An 18,263-nucleotide genomic window follows, 5' to 3' on the forward strand; every position below is an offset into this window, starting at 1 on the left:
ACGGTTTGTGGTCCATTATATGGCTCAAAGTTCTGGTGTTTTAATCTTGTTTATATGAAACTACGCCTATGGATGCTATTTTTTTATTCAGATACATTCATTTAGATTTCCATGCTATCTGGATTTAGAAGAAAATCATAAACACTCATTACCAATATGCCTTCATCATTATAAAGCGGTGCCACAGCATCCTTTGTAATTATAATTTTTTTAAATCCATCGCCTGTATTCACTAATGAGCGTTGTTCCTGTTCCATCTTTTCTTTATCAGGCAACGCATAGGCTGATTGAATATAAAATCTCTTTGAACCTTTGTTGCAGACAAAATCCACTTCCAACTGTTTTCGGATCTTCTTACCATTTTTGTCAACTTCATTCATCACGACAACACCAACGTCCACATTATATCCACGAACTTTTAATTCATTAAATATAATGTTTTCCATTGCATGAGTCTCCTCCACCTGTCTAAAATTAAGTCTCGCATTTCTAAGTCCCATATCGGTAAAATAATACTTCGATGGAGTACTAATGTATTTTTTACCCTTGATGTCATATCGAATTGCACTATCAATAAGAAATGAATCTTTAAGGTAATCTATATATTTGATTATGGTTTCTTTGCTTATAGTCTTGTTTTTAACACTTTTAAAAGTCGCAGATAACTTGCTTGGATTCGTAAGCGATCCAATTGCTGAGGATAAAATGTTCAGAAGTTCTTCTAACTCTGCCTTATTTCGTATATTATTTCTTCCAGTAATATCAGAAATATAGGTTTCCTCAAATAGAGATTTTAAAAAATCAGATTTTTGATCAGCCGTTTCAAAGCCTAGCACAAGCGGTATCCCACCGAACAGCACATAATCCCTCCAGCCTTCCTGTTTGTCACCGTCATATACACTCATAAATTCACTATATGTTAACGGATACATATGAACTTCATCCCCACGTCCACGAAATTCAGTAATAATATCTTTTGACAGAAACTTGGCATTACTTCCCGTTACATATACATCCACATTTTTCTTTCTTCCGAGGCTATTAAGAACTGATTCAAAATCATCGAGCATCTGAACTTCATCTAATAAAACGTAATACATTTCATTATCAGCGATTTTTTCCATCAGATATGGAAATAAAACTTCAGGATCTCGATACTTTCTATTCTCAAAAGAGTCAAATGCAATCTCAATAATATGGTTTTCATTAACTCCTTCATTTACCAGATACTCTTTAAAAATATTAAATAAAAGGTACGATTTCCCACATCTTCGCATACCTGTTACAACCTTAATTAGTCCGTTATGTTTTTTTGAAATAAGCTTATTCAAATATATATCTCTACGTATTTCCATATTGTTCCACCCATTACTTATTGAACAAAAATGCGGAATCCGCATTTTTGTTCAATAGAATTTTACATCATAGGAATAGCTTATTCAACACTCTAATCGACATTTTTGCGGATTCCGCATTTTTGTTCGATACAGATCAAATTTTCCGACACTGTTGGTAAAATCTTAGAAACACTATGTACTCTTCGCGCTTTTATGAGTGACTTTTTGTTTCTATACACATTTTTATGCAAAAAGACCTCGCCACATCACTGCAGCATGTTCAAAAATAATGAAAAATGACTTCGTGCCAAGCGGTCTCTATACGCCATATGCTGATATCGGCATAATCTGCCTGCTTTTATGAAAAAACATCCCACACTCTTATATACTTTTAAGGGTGTGGGATTTTTAAATTTTAATGGTATTTAGAAGATCTTTACGGACTTCTTCAAAAACTCATTTACATAAGTCAGCTTATAATGAGGATGCTGAGTAACATCATATTTATCAGAAAGAAATGGCCTTACTCCGCGAAGCTGCAGGATGCATTTGCCGCCATCCATAACAGCAAGCTCATCCATGGTCATAAGCTCTTTTCCGGTCTTCTGGTAGTTCATGGAATAGGATGGATTATTGCCGCGGCTCTCACCGGTGTTGTACATGTCGATAGTTTCTTTTCCCAGCATCTGGCTGAGGTCCTTAAGAGTAGTCTGCTCGGTACCACCGAGAAAGAGCTGTGAATCCATGTTCCCTATGATGGTATCGCAGTTGTCTTTGTACAAAGCCTTTAGCTGTGACTTCTTTCTTTTTTGTGGTATCCGCGCCGGATGCCTCATCTCTCTTGATCTCAGCATCCAAAACACCGGCTTTACCATCCATCTGCTTTTTCACTCCCTGCTGAAGCTGTATCTGTTTCATGGATGTACTGGCAGATATAAGAGACTGAGTCATAACATTTGTTAAAGCCATTACACACACCTCCTTGTATTAAATAATGGAAGTTCTGATCCCACATAGCTTCTGTAATCATTTATTCTCTTAACCTCTATAAATTATGGAAAAGCTGCTTACTCCGCTCTCTTTTTGTTGTAATCTATCAAAGCTTTTACAAAAACCTTATAGTTTTGTTTTGAAATAAGTGCTTCACCCTTAGCCATATAGCACTTTCCTGCATCGTACTTCTTTACGAATCGCAAATTTACAAGATACCCTCTATGGGTCCTGAAAAAGCCATCACCTACAAGCTTTTCCAGTTCTGAAAGATGTCCATAATACTCAATTTCATCGGTTCTTGTGTGTACGATTATCCTGGCACCATACACTTCTGCAAAGATAATGTCAGAAACGCATAGTCTTATATGACTGCCTCGTGAATTTAGCATCACATACTTCTTTTGAGGTTTTAGTGTGGCTTTGGCTATTTCCTCTTTTGCAGCCTTTATCACGCTTACCAACTTCTCATTTGAGAATGGCTTTACAAGAAAATGGAAAGCTCTCACATCAAAAGCATCAAATACATATTGCTTTTCCCCTGTTATAAAAATGATAACAACATCATCACTAATATCACGAAGTTTCCTGGCGACATCCATTCCGGACACCCCGGGCATCATAATATCCGGGAGAATAATATTAGGCATATAACCATCTTGTTCTACAGCTCTCAGTACATCTTCTCCATTACCAAAGCTTATAATCTCATCATCCGGGAATGATAATTTCAAATCCGACATTATAATGTTTCTTATTTTTTCTTCATCATCACATACTGCTATCTTCATAAGGCAATAAACCTCCAAGTTATTCGTATCATAAATACATAAGAAAAACTATGATCTCATCACGAAACGACCTTTTTCATATCTGAACTGTCTTTATAATACATGGTCCATCTCTGACAGTAGCTTTCTTGTACGCAATATACCTAGCCCTAATTCATTAGCTATATCAACTGTTTTGCTTTCTCCGTGCTCCTTTAAAATTCTAGTATTCTCTCTTTATTCTAAATAGATTTTATCGTTACTTTTTTATCGCCACTTTTTTTAACTGAGTCGTAAAGAAAACTGCAGGAAAGCCAGAGCCTTCATTATCACCAAATCCTACTATTCGCAGCATGGTCTGCATTTTGGAATTACGAGCTCTTCAATTCCCACCTTTATATATTTCTTCCTTTTCCATTCTCATATTCCTCATAAAGTTTTGTGATATTTAGGTGTACACCGATGATGCTATCCTCGGGTTTAACTGTGAGCGCATCATAAGTCTCATTCATCTTCTCTACTGTTCTTGTTTCAACTGTAACCTCGGAGCCTGATCTAGCCTCCATCTGCTCCTTAACATCATTTGCAAGATTTTCCTTGAACTCTTCGTAGTTCATTCTGTGTCCTCCTGTGAATTGAATATAGTTGCACCCGTTTTTGGGCATAGAAAAAGAGCAATTGTTCTGTTTCAAGAACAACTGCCCTTTATGTAAATCAATATTCAAATATTCTGCGTGATGATGTCCGGATAAATATTATTAATGCTAAAAGCAGCACTGCGGCACCGGATAGTAGTCCGACCCATGGCTGATTAAAAAATCCGTTAACAAAATATCCTACCGCACATGAAGCAGCAACCAACGTTGCATATGGTAGCTGGGTTTCCACGTGCCTTATATGATTGCACATAGCTCCTGTTGAGGAAAGAATAGTAGTATCAGATATAGGTGAGCAGTGGTCTCCATACACAGATCCTGCCAGCGTTGCTCCAAGAGTTGGAATTAGCATCGCATTTCCGTTTGAAGTCTGGCAAATCATTGACACAATAGGAATAAGTATACCAAAGGTTCCCCATGACGTACCCATTGAAAATGACATGAGTGCAGCAATCACAAAAACAAATAGTGGCAACTGGTTCAAGGAAATATTTGCTCCTGATACAAATCCCGATATAAACTCTCCGGTTCCTATCATCTGACGGCATACTCCGCCAAGACTCCAGGACAGAATGAGTATAAGCATCGGCGGTATGATACTTTCAATGCCGGTTACTATAGTCTCAACAAATTCTTTGGGCTTCAATATCTTTCTTGGAATATATAAAACAAGTGCTGTAATAATCCCTGCAAGGAGTGAAGAGTAAACCTCTTTTGTGATAAGCGCTAAGGCAATTGCTATAATTGACGGTAATATAGATATCCATCCTGTCTCAATCATTCTAATCATCCCCTCTTCCCAAAACCATATTAAGAATATTTTACTATGTTCTTCAACTTCTTCAGTGAGATTCCCCCTTTATTTTGAGCGTCCTAAGGTATTCCTTCTGTTCCGGAGTTATGCGATAGCTCTCCACAGCCTTTTGAATTGTCTTGTTGTGAGTCCAGGTACCAAGGCGTTTTTCCGTGATGAAAGGAAGAATTTCGTCGTACTGCTTAGCAAGCGCTGTTGCAAAGTACCAGGCTATCATCATGTTTATGTAATATTCATCGGACTTTACCGCTGCAACCATTTCCGGATATTGCGGCGAAAAGTCTTCATCAAGATAATGCTGCATCAGCATACCGATAGCGAATCTGACGGTGTAGGTTTTATCAGATCTTATCCAGGCTTTGATATTATCAAGAAGCTCGGTTTTATGCTTTTTAAATATCTTTGGTGACATCTGATCGCAGGTAGCCCAATTATCTACATATGGTAAAAAAAGCTCCACTTCATTTATGCAGGTATCATAGTCCTTAATTTCAGAAATGATAAATGCATGCAGCTGGTCCTCATCAAAATACTTATGCGGGAGATTGCGTAGAAATACTGTTACATCTTCCTTTTTTGCAAGGTCCTTTGCAAGCTTCCTAAGAGCAGGTGTCCTCACTCCTATCATAGTTTCAATGGTTTTACCTGGTATAAGTCCCACCTGAAAATCCCTGTATTTTATGTCCTCTAAAGCAAAAAGCTCTTCTCTTATTTTCTGTATCATTCTTTCAAACCACCCTTATGAAAAAAGCAATTACATTTTTGATAAAGTATCCTACTATTATAATAATTATACTATTTTTTGAAGTTTTGTATTACTCGTCTGTAAAAAAGGACTTTTCGAAGCCTGGTTTCTGTGTTATACAGGCTTTTCAAAGACAGTCCAGCCACAAAGGTGTCCATTGGGGGATGCGCAGCTCTCGGACGAGACGATGATTTTCAAAATGAAAAAAACAGATAAATGCCGATTGCTCTGAACAACATGAAATGAGGCATTTATCTGTTTTTGAATTTATGGAAATCACACCGTAGACGAAAACAAGCATTCCCAAATGGATATCTTGGGGCTAAAACATTATTGTGAAAAATCTAAAACTTTTCTTTATGCTGTATGTAAATGTCCGTGTCTGTTATCTTTTTTTTTGTCTGTTATCTCCGTCTTTCTTGTACTGAATAAAAATATTCCAAGGAATGCAATAGCAGCAATAATTCCCACAGGGTAAGCAATAGTTACAGGAAGATGCAGGCACTCGGGTGCACAGAAGAAATATGTGACCGAAACTGCTGACATAAAGGTTGCGGGAGCAGCTGTAATCCAATAGTTGCTTGCATTTTTATAAAGATACATTGATGCTGTCCAAAGAGCTATCATAGCAAGTGTCTGGTTGGACCAGCTAAAGTATCTCCAAACAACGCTGTAATTTAACTGACTGATGAATGCACCTGCAAGAAGAAGCGGTATGCAAAGGTAAAGTCTCTTAAGGTAAGGCTTCTGATCAACCTTAAACCAGTCTGCGATAACCAGTCTTGCTGAACGGAATGCTGTATCACCTGATGTTATAGGGCAAGCGATAACGCCGAGCATAGCAAGAACAATACCAAAGCCGCCCATTGTCTTTGTGCAGATATCATATACGCATGCTGCCTGACCGTTTGCAAGCATATCCGTAAGCCCTGCTGTAAGTCCACCGGTTCTTGCATAAACTGCGCTACCTGCTGCAGCCCATACAAGAGCGATTATTCCTTCACAAACCATTGCACCGTAGAATACCATGTGACTTTCTTTTTCAGTCTTGCAGCAACGAGCCATAAGAGGTGACTGTGTTGCATGGAATCCTGAAATAGCACCGCAGGCAACCGATACGAACATCATAGGCCATATAGGTGTGCTACTGGGATGAAGGTTTGATAGTTCAATTTCCGGAATTGAATATCCATGTGTAAAAATTCCGATTGCAACGCCAACCGCCATAACAATAAGGCAAATTCCGAATACCGGATAAAGTTTTCCGATGATCTTATCTATCGGAACAAAGGTTGCAATAAAATAGTAAACAAGAATAAGAGCAAGCCAGAATGTGGTGTTTGTCAAAAGTCCGCTTCCGCCCTGATTACCGATAAGAAGTGCAATAAGACCTGCGGGGCCTACCGCAAAGACAGTACCGACCATAACAAGGAGAACTACGCTGAAAATACGCATTATGGTCTTCATGATATTTCCGAGATACATACCGGTCAGCTCTGATACACTGGCACCGTCATGACGCATACTCATAAAACCTACCGAAAAATCATGTACCCCACCTGCAAGGATAGTACCGAGAGTAATCCAAAGAAATACCGATGTTCCCCACTGAGCTCCGGCAAGAGCACCATAGATGGGGCCAAGACCTGCTATATTAAGAAGCTGAATAAGGAACAGTTTCCATCTGGGCATTACTACAAAATCAACACCATCATTGATTCTTACAGCCGGAGTCTGCCGGTCATCAGGCCCATAAATTTTATCTACAATTCCTCCGTAAATAAAATAACCTGCAACTAACACGATTAGACATACAAAAAAGCTTATCATATTAATCCCCTCCTACTTACTTAGACCAAAGAGAATTCCATTTGAATTGGATTCCCAAGGTCAGCCCACAGTTCCATAACCCTTTTAGGAAGTTCTTCCTTCCCTACTTTCAAGTATAAACCAATGAATTTTGGTGACAATGATCCGGTATTCAAATGCAAAAAAATGGTACTGAATTACATGCAAAAATGCTCCCTTATTTCGTGAATCATGTTTCTGCTTATAGGAATCGTCACATCACATTCCTTCAACTTACAGGCGTAGCCATTATTATAATCGGGAACAAGCGCTTCGCAGGCGTTAAGGTTCACGATAAAACTTTTATGCACTCTCACAAACTGATCACCGGCACTCACAAGCTTTTTCTCCCAATCTATAAGAGGATCTCCTGAAAAATATACCTCCTTATGACAGTGAACCTTTGCACCTTTATGTACCGCTTCTATATAACTTATACTGTCTGCGATCACAACTTCCATATGATCACCTGCGGGAAGAGCAAAAGGTCCCGGCATCTTTTTTGCACCTATATTTCTCTTCATGAGCTTAGATGTAGTTTTTTTAATGCGCTCTTCATCAAAGGGCTTCATTACATAGTCTACGGCATCAAGCTCAAAAGCACTTAAGGCATAGCTTTCATAAGCAGTCACAAAAACAATAGCCGTTTCAGCTTCCTTCTGTTTTACCAGCTCCGCAAGCTTTGTTCCCTTCATATCTCCAAGCTCTATGTCCAGAAAACAGATATCGAAGGTATACTTATTTGCCAGTTCCATAGCAGCAGCTCCGCTTCCGGCTTCCATGATCTCCGCATCCGGTCTGTTAAGTTCCTTAATTATTTTTTCGAGTAAAAACCTGAGCTCACTTCTTGCAGGTCTTTCATCATCGGCAATTAAAATTCGTGTCATATTAAAGAATCCTCATTCGTCTGTTTTTCAGCCTTAATTTACAGTAATGTTTTGGGTGGAATCCGTATAGTTACCGTTGTTCCCTCTGTAGATGAATCAATTACCAGCCCGTATTTTTCTCCGTAAATGCTTCGAAGCCTTCCGTCAACATTCAAAAGGCCGTATTTACCTTTTGTCGATTTATCATTGAAAGCGCGGAGTACCTGCTCCGGTATTCCATGCCCGTTATCGGATATTTTTATTACAAGCTCCTCACCCTCCATGCCTGCTTCTATCTTGACTTTTCCAACCTCACGTTTCATTGCGCCATGCTTTATTGCATTCTCCACTATGGGCTGAAGAATAAGTGTGGGAACCTGCACATGAATGTCATCCTCAATATGCTTTTCAATCCGGAGCCGTTCCTCAAAGCGTGCCTTTTCAAGCATAAGATAAGCATCGACCTGCTCAAATTCGGCAGCTATGTCAATCATGTAATCATTACTGGAATTAAGATTATGTCTGAAATAGACACTAAGTGCGAGCAGCAGTTCCCTTGCATAATCAGGCTTTTCCCTGCAAAAACAGGATATGGTATTTAAACTGTTAAACAGAAAATGAGGATTTATCTGAGACTGCAAAACTCTGAATTCCGCACGCTCTCTCATCTTCTTCTGATATTCTACCTGATAGGCTTCATAGTTTGTGGTGAAAAATTTAGCAAGTGCAGAGACAAGACATTCAGCTGCTTCAGGTGAGGAGTATCTTCTTTCAAATACAAGCACCAGATATCCCCAGGTCTCGCTTCCCATGGTAACCTTCGCCCCCGATGCCACAAGGGACTGTCTGATCCCCAAAAGACCTTTACCCTTTCTATAAGTTATCTCCGTTGAGCAACGTTCTTCCATATTATCAATAAAGGAATCCGAAAATTCGTACTCACTTTCAAGGAGTCTGTTTTTCCTATTGTAGGGCAAAAAGAAAACATCCCTGCATCTTGAAAAGCCTCCGATTGTTTTTTCCATTTCCATAAAATCTTCATCTGTTACGCTGCTTTTTCTTATATTCAGGATACAGGCATCGGCAATGCTGAGCGCAAGCCTCATCTTGTCAGCTGCAATCAAATTCTGCCTCGTATAAATATCCTCAAAAACAGAGAAAAACAGTACCATCCCTATAGCGTTAAATACCACCATGGGGAGAGCAATAATCTTTACTATGGAAAGTGAAAGGTCAAAGGGATGCACAAAAATCAAAAGGTTTACCATGTGAAGGCACTCGCAGGCAGCTGTGATCACCACAAGAAAATACCATTCAAAGTCTATGTTCTTTTTACGGAAAAAGCTGTATATCACAGCACCGAGAACGCCTTCCATAAAAGTCGAAAGTGCGCATGCGAAGGATGTAACACCATTTATGTCAAACAGATAGCGTTGAACCGCCCCGATAAAACCGGCAAGAATTCCTACAGTCGGTCCAAAAAGCATACCTCCCGCAAGGGCACCCAGAACTCTGGTGTTAGGTATGGCACCCTGAACCTGGGCACCGGTACATGTTGAAAAAATGCAAAAGCCGCCAAAGATTGTACCAAGCACAATCTTCGAAATAAAGGTATCGTCTTTGTCTTCACAGATCATCTGTGTGATTACGGGAATTCTGACTAAAACATTGGCTATAAGAACAAGAAATCCAATATTAGCAACCATGCTATAGTATAGCTCCATAAGACCCCCCAGGCTTTTTTCACCATTTTGCAATAACAACATAATCCCTGTTCACTTAATTATAACAAAAGAGGATGGTAAATTTTTAACTTTTTAAGTCAAAAATTTACCATCCTCTTGTCTGTATTTTGCAATTTTTTATTAACTTAAACTTCGCACGAAAAGAAGGGCTGAGCTTGCAGCCATCTGCCACCATCACCCTCAGACCATATACTCAGATGAACCGTCATCTGGCGAAATTCATAAGGCTCTTTGTTTTTTATCATGCGTGGGCAACATGTTTGAAAGATGTTTGCTTAAAGCCACTTACATTCTTTAGACTTTTCGCTGCGATATTCTCTCGCTTGAATTTTCTAATGCTCACACAGATTTCTTTGATTGTGCATGCGTGATAAAAAATCGCTCATTCTTCGCTAATTATCACGCATGCACTTGAAATCTGTTATGCGAGCATAAGAAAATTCAAAGCTCAGGATCACTTGCCAAAAAGTCTAAAGAACGTTAGTGGCTTTTGCAAACAGCCTTGAGTTTTGCACCACGCATGAAATAAAGAAAAAACAAAGAGCCTGATGAATGCTTTTCGCCAATTGACGGTGAAAATGAGTATATGGTCTGAGGGTGTGAGTGGCAGATGGCTGCAAGCTCAGCCTGGTTTCCACTGTGCGAAGTTTAAGTTATTAAATGTTAAGATTTCCTAAGAATGCATCCTTCTACACTGTTTTAAATTTCCAATAAATGCCGTAGCTTTCTCTGTACTGATTATAATGGGTTGTGAACACAAGCTCTCTGTCGGTTCCTTTAAGATCAAATTCCATCTCGCCATCTCTCTTTACAAGATAAGACTCTATATTCATGATAAAATCATCTACACTCTTTTCGGAAGTAATAACCACTTCATCTGTATCCACAGCCTTCCTATCAGCTACAACAACAGAAATTCCATGTCCTCTGGTCTTCATTTTTGCTACTCCAAGCCTTGCAGAAAGCACATATGGTCCGTACATAAATGCATAGGTATCCTTTCCGTCCTGTAGATTATGACAGGTGATCCCCATAGGTAAGCTTACTGAGAGTTCGCATCCATCCTCTAACATATTCGCCGGAATAATCAAAAATCCTCCTCTTTCTTCTATCTTCAGAATTTCACCCTGCTTCTTTACTTCAGGTGCGTCTTTTACCCATGTAGGAATACTCAGGCACAGATCCTTTGTAATTTTTTTACCTTCACGAGGAGCTACATTAATTCTGACATCGGGAGAAGATGAAAAGTCACAACTTACAGCTATATCATAGTCTTCCGTTTTATATTCAGAAGAAATGTATAAAGCAATGATCAGCTCTTTTTCATTTTCAAAATAGATGCCGTCCTGCAGCTTGGTAAAGTTCTCATAACCTGTTCCTGTACAACACCAGAAATTACCGTCCAGAGTATTGAACACCTTCTGATAACCTGTAGCCATAGGCTGAAAATATGTGGTAAAACCTGTTTCATGGTTTTGTGAAGCAAGAATTGCGTTTATAAAAGTTCTCTCAGCGTAATCAAGGTATTTCTTTTTTCCCGTCTCGGCAAAAAGTCTTCTTGAAAATTTCAGCATATTGTAGGTATTACAGGTTTCGTTATTAACGTTTGTCCGTTCACCGTCAAGAATATCATCCTCACCGAAGTGCTCATCCTCACTGTTTCCTCCTGTAACATATGTATGTTTTGAAACAACCATGTCGAAGAAGCTCTCAGCATATTCCAAATACTTCGTTTCCCCGGCATCCGTCTCATATCTTGCAAGAGCTCCCACAAACTTGGGAATTGTTGTATTTGCATGAAAATTGTTAAGAGTATTTTTACCGGACAAAAGCACCTTCTCAAAGAGGGGAATCTCATCAAAGCGATGAGCTGCAGCCTTAAACATTTCAAAATCACAATGATACAAACTGCTGCCCTTTTTCTTTAAATCTTCATTTATCTGATAAAGCTCGTAGAGACAGTCATTCATTCCGCCGTATTCTATTCCGAGAACAGTCCTGTTTATTTCTTCTGACCATGACAGAGCTCTTCTTGCAATCCACATTCCAAAGTCATTTGCGACTTCCAGTCCGATATTTTTACCTGCAATTTTAAAAGAAGCATTTAAACCGCTTAATATTTTATGGGTTGTATACCACGGAACCCATGCCTTTTCAAAAGGATGATCAAAGCCCTGCTCCACGTTATCAAACTGAAGAACCGGGTTATCACGAAATTCCTTTGTCGGAAGTGCCGCTCCGAAAATAAAGCCTTCCTCTCCGGTTCCTTTAACAAGCTTCTGACATTCCTTCAATGCATCAAGAATATAGTCGAGTCTCTCTGATACCTTTTTCCTTTTTTCATCATCAAGGGCGGGACTAGCAAAAGCCTGAGCCAATGCGGTAATGTAGTGTCCAAGGGTATGTCCTCCTATAAGACCATCCTCCCAGTTTCCGCCATATCGTTTTTCTCCCTTCATAAGGGTGTTTATGGATGCTTCATCCAAACCGGCTATACGGCCTGCCACTTCCCAAAAGCCTGCGAGTAATCTGTCCGGATTAAGAAGCAGCATGTTGTTAACTTCAATATTAAATGCCTCATCACAATATCTGTCTGTCAGCTCCACAGATGAAAGAGGTACTGTCATATAATAATTATTCATGATATTTTTGCCTTTCATTAGTTTTGTTTTCTGCAAAAAGATTAGCATTTTGCCAAAGACATAAAAATAGTATATAGATAGAATAAGTGTCATTTTTCCATTCATTACATCCCGATATTATCGGCGATTTTCGTAATAGGTGTAATATTTTTCTGTTTTATGTGTCATTATTCCATCTTATGTGTCATTTTTCACTTTTATATAGTATAATGAGCCGGAAAACAGGCATTTACATATGTGGAGATTATCGAGCAATGACTAAAGCAAAACCAAAAAAAGTTCAGAATAAACTAATTGTATTTCCAAGAGAACAGCTTTTTCGTTATTTAAGATCAGGAAAGTTTGTCGCTCTTTCCTCTGATTGGAAGCATGAAAATCTGCCTCTGCTTATTGACTATGAGCTGATAGTTGTAACAGAGGGCACATTGTTTCTTCGATATATGGATGAAGATTTTACGGTATCCGCAGGAGAATATCTCATTCTTCCTCCAAGTAAAAGTAAAAGAAGCGGCTTCAAAAAAGCGTATTGCTCCTTCTATTGGTCACATTTCACGGTTGATATGAAAACCTTGCCTGCAAGAATTACTCAGGATGAAGCTTATGTTTATGAGAGGGCAGGCTGTTTTCTTATACCTCAAACTGCGCCCGTCCCCAGACTTGAGAAGATGGTAGTACAAATGAAGCAGCTTCAGGATCTTGAAAGGAACAACTACCCGGACATAACTTTAAACGCTGCGATAACTTCAATTGTAGCTGAGCTTTTCGGGCAGCTGATTTCAGAAATACCAAGAAATCTTGACCCCATAGGCAATAATCAGATCTATTCCGATATCGCTGATTATATAAGGCGGAATATCTCAGAGAACATCAAGATCAGGGATATTGCGGATGCTTTCGGTTACAGCCCCAAATATCTCTCGCATCTTTTCAGCGTTGTAAGCGGAAGTTCCCTAAAGCAGTTCATTATGTCTCAGAAAATAGAAACAGCCAGCTATTTACTCACTGATACCGATAAAACCATTTCTGAGATTGCCGCTTCACTAGGTTTCTCAGATATGCACAACTTTTCGCGGAGCTTTAAAAAAGTGACGGGTCTTTCTCCGACTGCCTACCGTAATACCTATTCAAAAAGACTTCTCTACCACGTTTAAAGCTTCATCAAAGCAGCAAACACGGTTATTTCTCTACACGAATAAAAGGCCGCTTACGAATGACATGTTTCCGGAATGAGAGAGACATGTCAATCGAAGCGGTCTTTTACCACCTTTTAGAAATTTGGATTTAAGAAGATATGGAAAAAATTATAGGAGTTTGTATGGTATTGCAACATACGGGTCCTTGGCTATTCCAAAGATTCATCTGAAACAAACTATTTTCAAACAGCTCCTCCCAGCGTCAATCCTTGTTTTGCCAAGGCCGCTTTGCTTTACACAAATTAGTATATCCGTACGTGTCCAACAAATGTCCAACACGTACAGACATTGTTTTATTTATTTTTTCTTAGCCTTTTTTACCTTTTGGGTATTAGTCTTTTTTATCTTTTTGGTCTTAGGCTTTTTTACAGAAATTTTACAGGTTGCTTTGTAATTGCCTTCCACTGTTGTTACGGTAATTGTTGCAGTACCCTTAGAAACTGCTGTGACCACACCGTTCTCATCAACTGTGGCAACATTTTTGTCACTACTGCTCCATTTTACATCACTTATAGTAGCTTTTTTAGGTTTAAGCGTTGCCTTAAGAGCAAAGGTTTTTCCTTCAGTCAGAGTCTTCTTTGACTTGTTAAGTTTTACTCCTTCTACCTTTACCTTTTTGGTAACTGTAACTTTACAATCATCCTTAAAGCCACCATCTTTGGTTGTAACAGTTATTATGCAGCTGCCCTTTTTCTTAGCTTTTATAAGTCCTTCTGCAGAAACCTCGGCAATACTATTGTCGCTTGAAGACCAGGTAACTTCCTTGTCTGTAGCATCGGCAGGCAAAATATCAGCGGTAAGCTTATATGTTCCTGTCTTACCGATCTTTACCTTGTGCTTGTCGAGTTTAACTCCTGTAACAGAAACAGCCTTTTCTGTTTCGACTTTAGCCGGAGTAGTCTCAGGCACTGTTACAGAAGGCTTCTCTTTTTCCTCCTTTGAAGGTGTATCAGGAGTAGTTGCGGTTCCTTCAGGCTTTGTGTTTACAGTTTCCTTTGTTTCCTCTTTTACCGGTGTTCCGGGATTTTCTTTTGCAGGCTCCTCTGTGCCGGGCTGCTCAGGTTCTTCTTTTCCGGGTTCCTCTGTGCCGGGCTGCTCAGGTTCTTCCTTTCCGGGCTCCTCTGTGCCGGGCTGCTCAGGATTCTCTTTACCGGGCTCCTCTGTGCCGGGCTCCTCGGGATCCTCTTTACCGGGCTCCTCAGGATCCTCTTTACCGGGTTCTTCTGTCTTATCTTTTCCTTCAATGGCAAGTTCTTTGGACCCATAGCCTATTGTTTTTGTTGTATTGAAAAATACATTTGTTGTATCGTCGATAATCTTATCTTCAAGCTGACCAGATCCCATATTGTTGAGAATTAAGTGAAGGCTTCCGCCCTCCATAGCTTCAGTTGGAACGTCGGTGTAATACCATCCGTTCTTTTCACTGTACATACGTGTTCCGGGCCATTTTCCAAGGGCATCGTTATACTTGTTCTCTACACCGCCCCAGATATAAGCGTCAACTCTTCCCCAGTCATTATCATCATAATAGTAGATTCTTGTAACAGGTGTTCCTTCAGGATATGCAGGTGTTACAACAAAATCTTCTTCATCCGGAGGATTCAGTGCTTCTTCCTTCGAACCGTAAATTCTGTTACCCACAACAAATCTGTTCTTAATGTCTCTTATTACAAGATCACCTGTCTGCTTACCATTATTGTTATTGTTGAAAATAATCTTAAAGTTTGCACCTGCAGCGGCAGGAACAGTTACCTTCCACCATCCCTCACCTTCGTTTTCACAGGCAGTTCCGGGCCATTCTCCAAAAGAGTATGCTTCCCAGGTATACGCGTAAACCTCGTCCCATTCATTCTTATTATAGAAATAAACTGTTGTACTGTTTGCTGAGATTCCAAGTGCATCTTCAGCTTCTGCCTTTGATGCAAACTGTAATACATTCCACTGTCCCTGATCATTCTTACCGTTTAAAACAATGTACTTCTTATCACCTGTTACAGAAATATTTGCAGTCTGTGTTCCTTCTGTATTGAAAATTACGTTGTACTTATCATCAGCTCTTTCTTTGGGTAGCTTTAAGTCAGCTCTTATCCAGTAGCCTCCATCATCATAAGTATTCTTGCCTGGCCACTCTCCCGTTACAGGCACAAACGGATCATCAAACCAGGAGTAGATATTTGTTGCACCCCAAAGCTCAGTGTTGAAAAAGTATACCGAATCCGTAACAAGTCCGAGTGCAGTATCCGCATCTTTTTTGGACTCAAAAACATCTGTCTTTTCAGGTGTTACAAAGGACTCTTTTCCGCCTTCTATATCATAGAAAGCTGTCTTCTCATTTCCATCTGTAAATGCAATTTTGAAGTTTTCTGAAGCTACGTTTATTCTGAACCATCCGTCGTTTTCACTAAGTGCTATAACCGGAGTCTCATTGTCATCGATGTATGCAAGTACGTTTTTCCAATTATTTGAATTATTGAAATGAACTGCCGTATAAGCTTCATCAGTTGCTTTAGTGAGGACAACTACAGATTCCTGCTGAATGATTCCATCGATTTTACCCTCTTTTACGCTGAAAAGATCGGTTTTTCCTTCAACGGTATTTACATAGTTACCGTCTGCAAGTGTTGTTTCTCCGCTAATTGCAACAGGGTATGATGCAGTATTTACAAGAACTGCGCCTTCTGCCTTCTCATCTCCTCTTTCGATCATGAGTACATGAACATCACCACCGGGATTTGAAAGAGTTTCTCCCTTTCCCTTCATAGATGTTCTGAACTTGTTTACCGCTGTAACTTCAGGTGATTTAAATAAATCGTTTCCTGTTATGCCGATAATATTATCGCCAAAAGGATTTTCAGCTGAGCTTCCTCTCGGTCTTGAGAAAAAGAGCGGTGTTCCGTCTTTTCTTGCTGCGATGACAGCCCATGCTTCAATAGTATCCTTATCGTCAAGTGTCTTATAGGACTCATCGTTTATATAGTTGTCGTGTGACTCAACCCAGGTCACAAGCCTGTTACTGTCAGCCTTGTAATTGGTCTCATCGTAAATTCCGTATCCGGAAAGCTTACCTGCCGAAACATTATTTCCGGCAATTGCAGATCTTATTGTTCCTCCGTAATTGCTGGCTGTTGTTCCGCCGATATACTGCTGGTATGCAGCAAGTCTGTCCCCATCTCCCTGTAAGACCTCTCCGTATACAAAAAGATTAGAATAATTTTTTCCGTTTCCTGTTTCCTCCGAATATGCATCAATTGCTGCTGCCATATTGGGATAGAAATTATTTCTGCCCGCATCCTCAGAGTAGTTTGAAGGAACCGGATCATCAGGAAGTGCTATATGCTTCGCCGTATCAATTCTGAATCCGTCTGCGCCGCAGTTGATGCAATCGTTAAGATACGCATAGAAATAATCCTGAAAATCTGTGTTCTCGGTATCAACATCGTATAGGCCGCCCATTGCATTGTAGGTAACACTGCCTCTGTTGTTGTAATCCATTCCAGCTTTATAATCCTTGTGAAAAAGATTATCCCATCCGCCGACAGCATCGATCATATTCTGTGAAATGGCTTCGTCGGTAGGTGTTGTATGGTTCGGAAGAATGTCCACAATGATACCGATCCCGTACTTATCAGCCTCGTTACACATTTCCATAAACTCCTGCCTTGTTCCGAGCTGATAGTTACCGAGAGTCCAGTCTGTAGGCTGATAGTGGTAATACCACATTCCGTCGGTTCCGTTAAGATCACCTCTTAGTGATAATGCAGGGTGTGTATCAAGGCATGCGTTTGCAGGTGATGTCTGAATTGCTGTAAAACCTGCATCTGCAATTGCCTGCATATTTTCCTTTATAGTATTAAAGCTCCAACAAAAAGCATGGAGAATTGTTCCGTCATGAATAGATTCACGATTCACACTTGCACTGTTATTGATATTTTCCTTTTCGTGCTTTTGCTTATCCTTAGCTGCCTGCTTCTTTGACTCTGCATCTTCATCAGTAGCATCCGCAGTTTCCGGATCATCCTTGTTCTCAGATTCCTTTACAGCAGAAGTATCTTCCATGTTATCTGCAGATGCATCAGATGATGGTACTTCAGAATTGTCTACGTCAGATGTTGTTTCAGCATTTTCTTCTATGCCTTGATCTGGTGTCTCTGCAGTATTATCAGCATTCTCTTCATCTGCTGTCTTTTCATCACTTTCAGGGTTTTCTAAATTTTCAAATTTTTGTATTTCTTCCTCTTTGAAATTGTCTGTCTGTTCCCCGAAGCATTCAGCCTGTGTCTCATTTTTCCCTGCCTGTGACTCATTTTCCCCTGTCGCAGTCTCGTCACTTTCACTCTCTTCCCGGTTGAGATCAGTCTCCCCGTCAAAAAGCTCTGCAGACTCCATGCCTTCTGCCTCACTTGCCACAGAAACAAGGGCAGATCCGGGTGCTCCCATGGCAAGAGATGCCCCAAGTAAAACGGACATTAACCGTTTTACTACATATTTACCTCTTCTCATAACTACCTCCACATTTTCATTAATCAAATACTGTTAATCGATTAACTCACGTGATATAAATTATAGTTTTGAGGAGCATAAACTGTCAATTATTCAAAGTTTTAGTATTTGGAAAACGTTTTTTGTGGAAAATAGACAAAAATATAGCCCTTGGTTT

Annotated in this window: 12 protein-coding genes and 1 pseudogene; 1 reads left to right on the top strand and 12 read right to left on the bottom strand. The window is 39.7% G+C overall.

The window, feature by feature from the left end; all coding sequences use genetic code 11:
• Positions 1-101: 101 nt before the first annotated feature.
• The 11 genes and pseudogenes from BV60_RS0112660 to BV60_RS0112710 form a co-directional block, all read right to left on the bottom strand.
• Positions 102-1,355, bottom strand: coding sequence for an ATP-binding protein (locus BV60_RS0112660; RefSeq protein WP_029322302.1), 1,254 nt, complete (start codon positions 1,353-1,355; stop codon positions 102-104).
• 449 nt (positions 1,356-1,804) lie between these two features.
• Positions 1,805-2,137: pseudogene (locus tag BV60_RS22765) on the bottom strand (type IV secretory system conjugative DNA transfer family protein); the annotation flags it as partial.
• Entirely contained in the window at positions 2,037-2,306 is a 270-nt protein-coding gene (locus BV60_RS23850; RefSeq protein ID WP_051656707.1) for a hypothetical protein, read from the bottom strand. The gene BV60_RS23850 and the pseudogene BV60_RS22765, both read right to left, overlap by 101 nt.
• A 98-nt stretch (positions 2,307-2,404) precedes the next feature.
• A complete protein-coding gene (locus BV60_RS0112675; protein ID WP_029322306.1) occupies positions 2,405-3,118 on the bottom strand; it encodes a LytR/AlgR family response regulator transcription factor in 714 nt (237 codons plus the stop codon).
• Positions 3,119-3,492: 374 nt separating this feature from the next.
• A complete protein-coding gene (locus BV60_RS0112680; RefSeq protein WP_029322308.1) occupies positions 3,493-3,714 on the bottom strand; it encodes a DUF5688 family protein in 222 nt (73 codons plus the stop codon).
• Between the two features lie 97 nt (positions 3,715-3,811).
• A complete protein-coding gene (locus BV60_RS0112685; RefSeq protein ID WP_051656708.1) occupies positions 3,812-4,534 on the bottom strand; it encodes a Na+/H+ antiporter NhaC family protein in 723 nt (240 codons plus the stop codon).
• Between the two features lie 61 nt (positions 4,535-4,595).
• Positions 4,596-5,291: a DNA alkylation repair protein gene (locus BV60_RS0112690; protein ID WP_029322311.1), complete on the bottom strand. Its 696-nt coding sequence runs from the start codon at positions 5,289-5,291 to the stop codon at positions 4,596-4,598.
• 378 nt (positions 5,292-5,669) lie between these two features.
• On the bottom strand, positions 5,670-7,142 hold the full coding sequence (locus BV60_RS0112695; RefSeq protein WP_051656709.1) for a carbon starvation CstA family protein: 1,473 nt from the start codon (positions 7,140-7,142) through the stop codon (positions 5,670-5,672).
• A gap of 176 nt (positions 7,143-7,318) precedes the next feature.
• On the bottom strand, positions 7,319-8,047 hold the full coding sequence (locus tag BV60_RS0112700; RefSeq protein WP_029322314.1) for a LytR/AlgR family response regulator transcription factor: 729 nt from the start codon (positions 8,045-8,047) through the stop codon (positions 7,319-7,321).
• 38 nt (positions 8,048-8,085) lie between these two features.
• Complete coding sequence (locus tag BV60_RS0112705) at positions 8,086-9,750, bottom strand: LytS/YhcK type 5TM receptor domain-containing protein (RefSeq protein ID WP_029322316.1); 1,665 nt, start codon at positions 9,748-9,750, stop codon at positions 8,086-8,088.
• Between the two features lie 710 nt (positions 9,751-10,460).
• Complete coding sequence (locus BV60_RS0112710; RefSeq protein WP_197029559.1) at positions 10,461-12,413, bottom strand: beta-L-arabinofuranosidase domain-containing protein; 1,953 nt, start codon at positions 12,411-12,413, stop codon at positions 10,461-10,463.
• Positions 12,414-12,667: 254 nt separating this feature from the next.
• On the opposite strand from BV60_RS0112710, the gene BV60_RS0112715 reads away from it, so the two are divergent.
• A complete protein-coding gene (locus BV60_RS0112715) occupies positions 12,668-13,564 on the top strand; it encodes a helix-turn-helix domain-containing protein (protein ID WP_051656711.1) in 897 nt (298 codons plus the stop codon).
• A 339-nt stretch (positions 13,565-13,903) separates the two neighbouring features.
• Here BV60_RS0112715 and BV60_RS22080 read toward each other — a convergent pair whose 3' ends face one another.
• Positions 13,904-18,106 carry a starch-binding protein gene (locus BV60_RS22080; protein ID WP_051656712.1) on the bottom strand — a complete coding sequence of 1,401 codons (4,203 nt, stop codon included), beginning with the start codon at positions 18,104-18,106 and terminating at the stop codon, positions 13,904-13,906.
• Positions 18,107-18,263 lie beyond the last annotated feature (157 nt).

It is taken from the genome of Butyrivibrio sp. AE3004, from assembly GCF_000703165.1.
In the GTDB taxonomy this organism is placed as follows: Bacteria; Bacillota; Clostridia; order Lachnospirales; family Lachnospiraceae; genus Butyrivibrio.

Bases quoted from the DNA above. Each gene is read 5' to 3' on its own strand.
- BV60_RS23850 (WP_051656707.1), bottom strand. From the start codon at position 2,306: ATGGCTTTAACAAATGTTATGACTCAGTCTCTTATATCTGCCAGTACA.
- BV60_RS0112715 (WP_051656711.1), top strand. From the start codon at position 12,668: ATGACTAAAGCAAAACCAAAAAAAGTTCAGAATAAACTAATTGTATTT.
- BV60_RS0112675 (WP_029322306.1), bottom strand. From the start codon at position 3,118: ATGAAGATAGCAGTATGTGATGATGAAGAAAAAATAAGAAACATTATA.
- BV60_RS22080 (WP_051656712.1), bottom strand. From the start codon at position 18,106: ATGAGAAGAGGTAAATATGTAGTAAAACGGTTAATGTCCGTTTTACTT.
- BV60_RS0112690 (WP_029322311.1), bottom strand. From the start codon at position 5,291: ATGATACAGAAAATAAGAGAAGAGCTTTTTGCTTTAGAGGACATAAAA.
- BV60_RS0112710 (WP_197029559.1), bottom strand. From the start codon at position 12,413: ATGAATAATTATTATATGACAGTACCTCTTTCATCTGTGGAGCTGACA.
- BV60_RS0112680 (WP_029322308.1), bottom strand. From the start codon at position 3,714: ATGAACTACGAAGAGTTCAAGGAAAATCTTGCAAATGATGTTAAGGAG.
- BV60_RS0112705 (WP_029322316.1), bottom strand. From the start codon at position 9,750: ATGGAGCTATACTATAGCATGGTTGCTAATATTGGATTTCTTGTTCTT.
- BV60_RS0112700 (WP_029322314.1), bottom strand. From the start codon at position 8,047: ATGACACGAATTTTAATTGCCGATGATGAAAGACCTGCAAGAAGTGAG.
- BV60_RS0112660 (WP_029322302.1), bottom strand. From the start codon at position 1,355: ATGGAAATACGTAGAGATATATATTTGAATAAGCTTATTTCAAAAAAA.
- BV60_RS0112695 (WP_051656709.1), bottom strand. From the start codon at position 7,142: ATGATAAGCTTTTTTGTATGTCTAATCGTGTTAGTTGCAGGTTATTTT.
- BV60_RS0112685 (WP_051656708.1), bottom strand. From the start codon at position 4,534: ATGATTGAGACAGGATGGATATCTATATTACCGTCAATTATAGCAATT.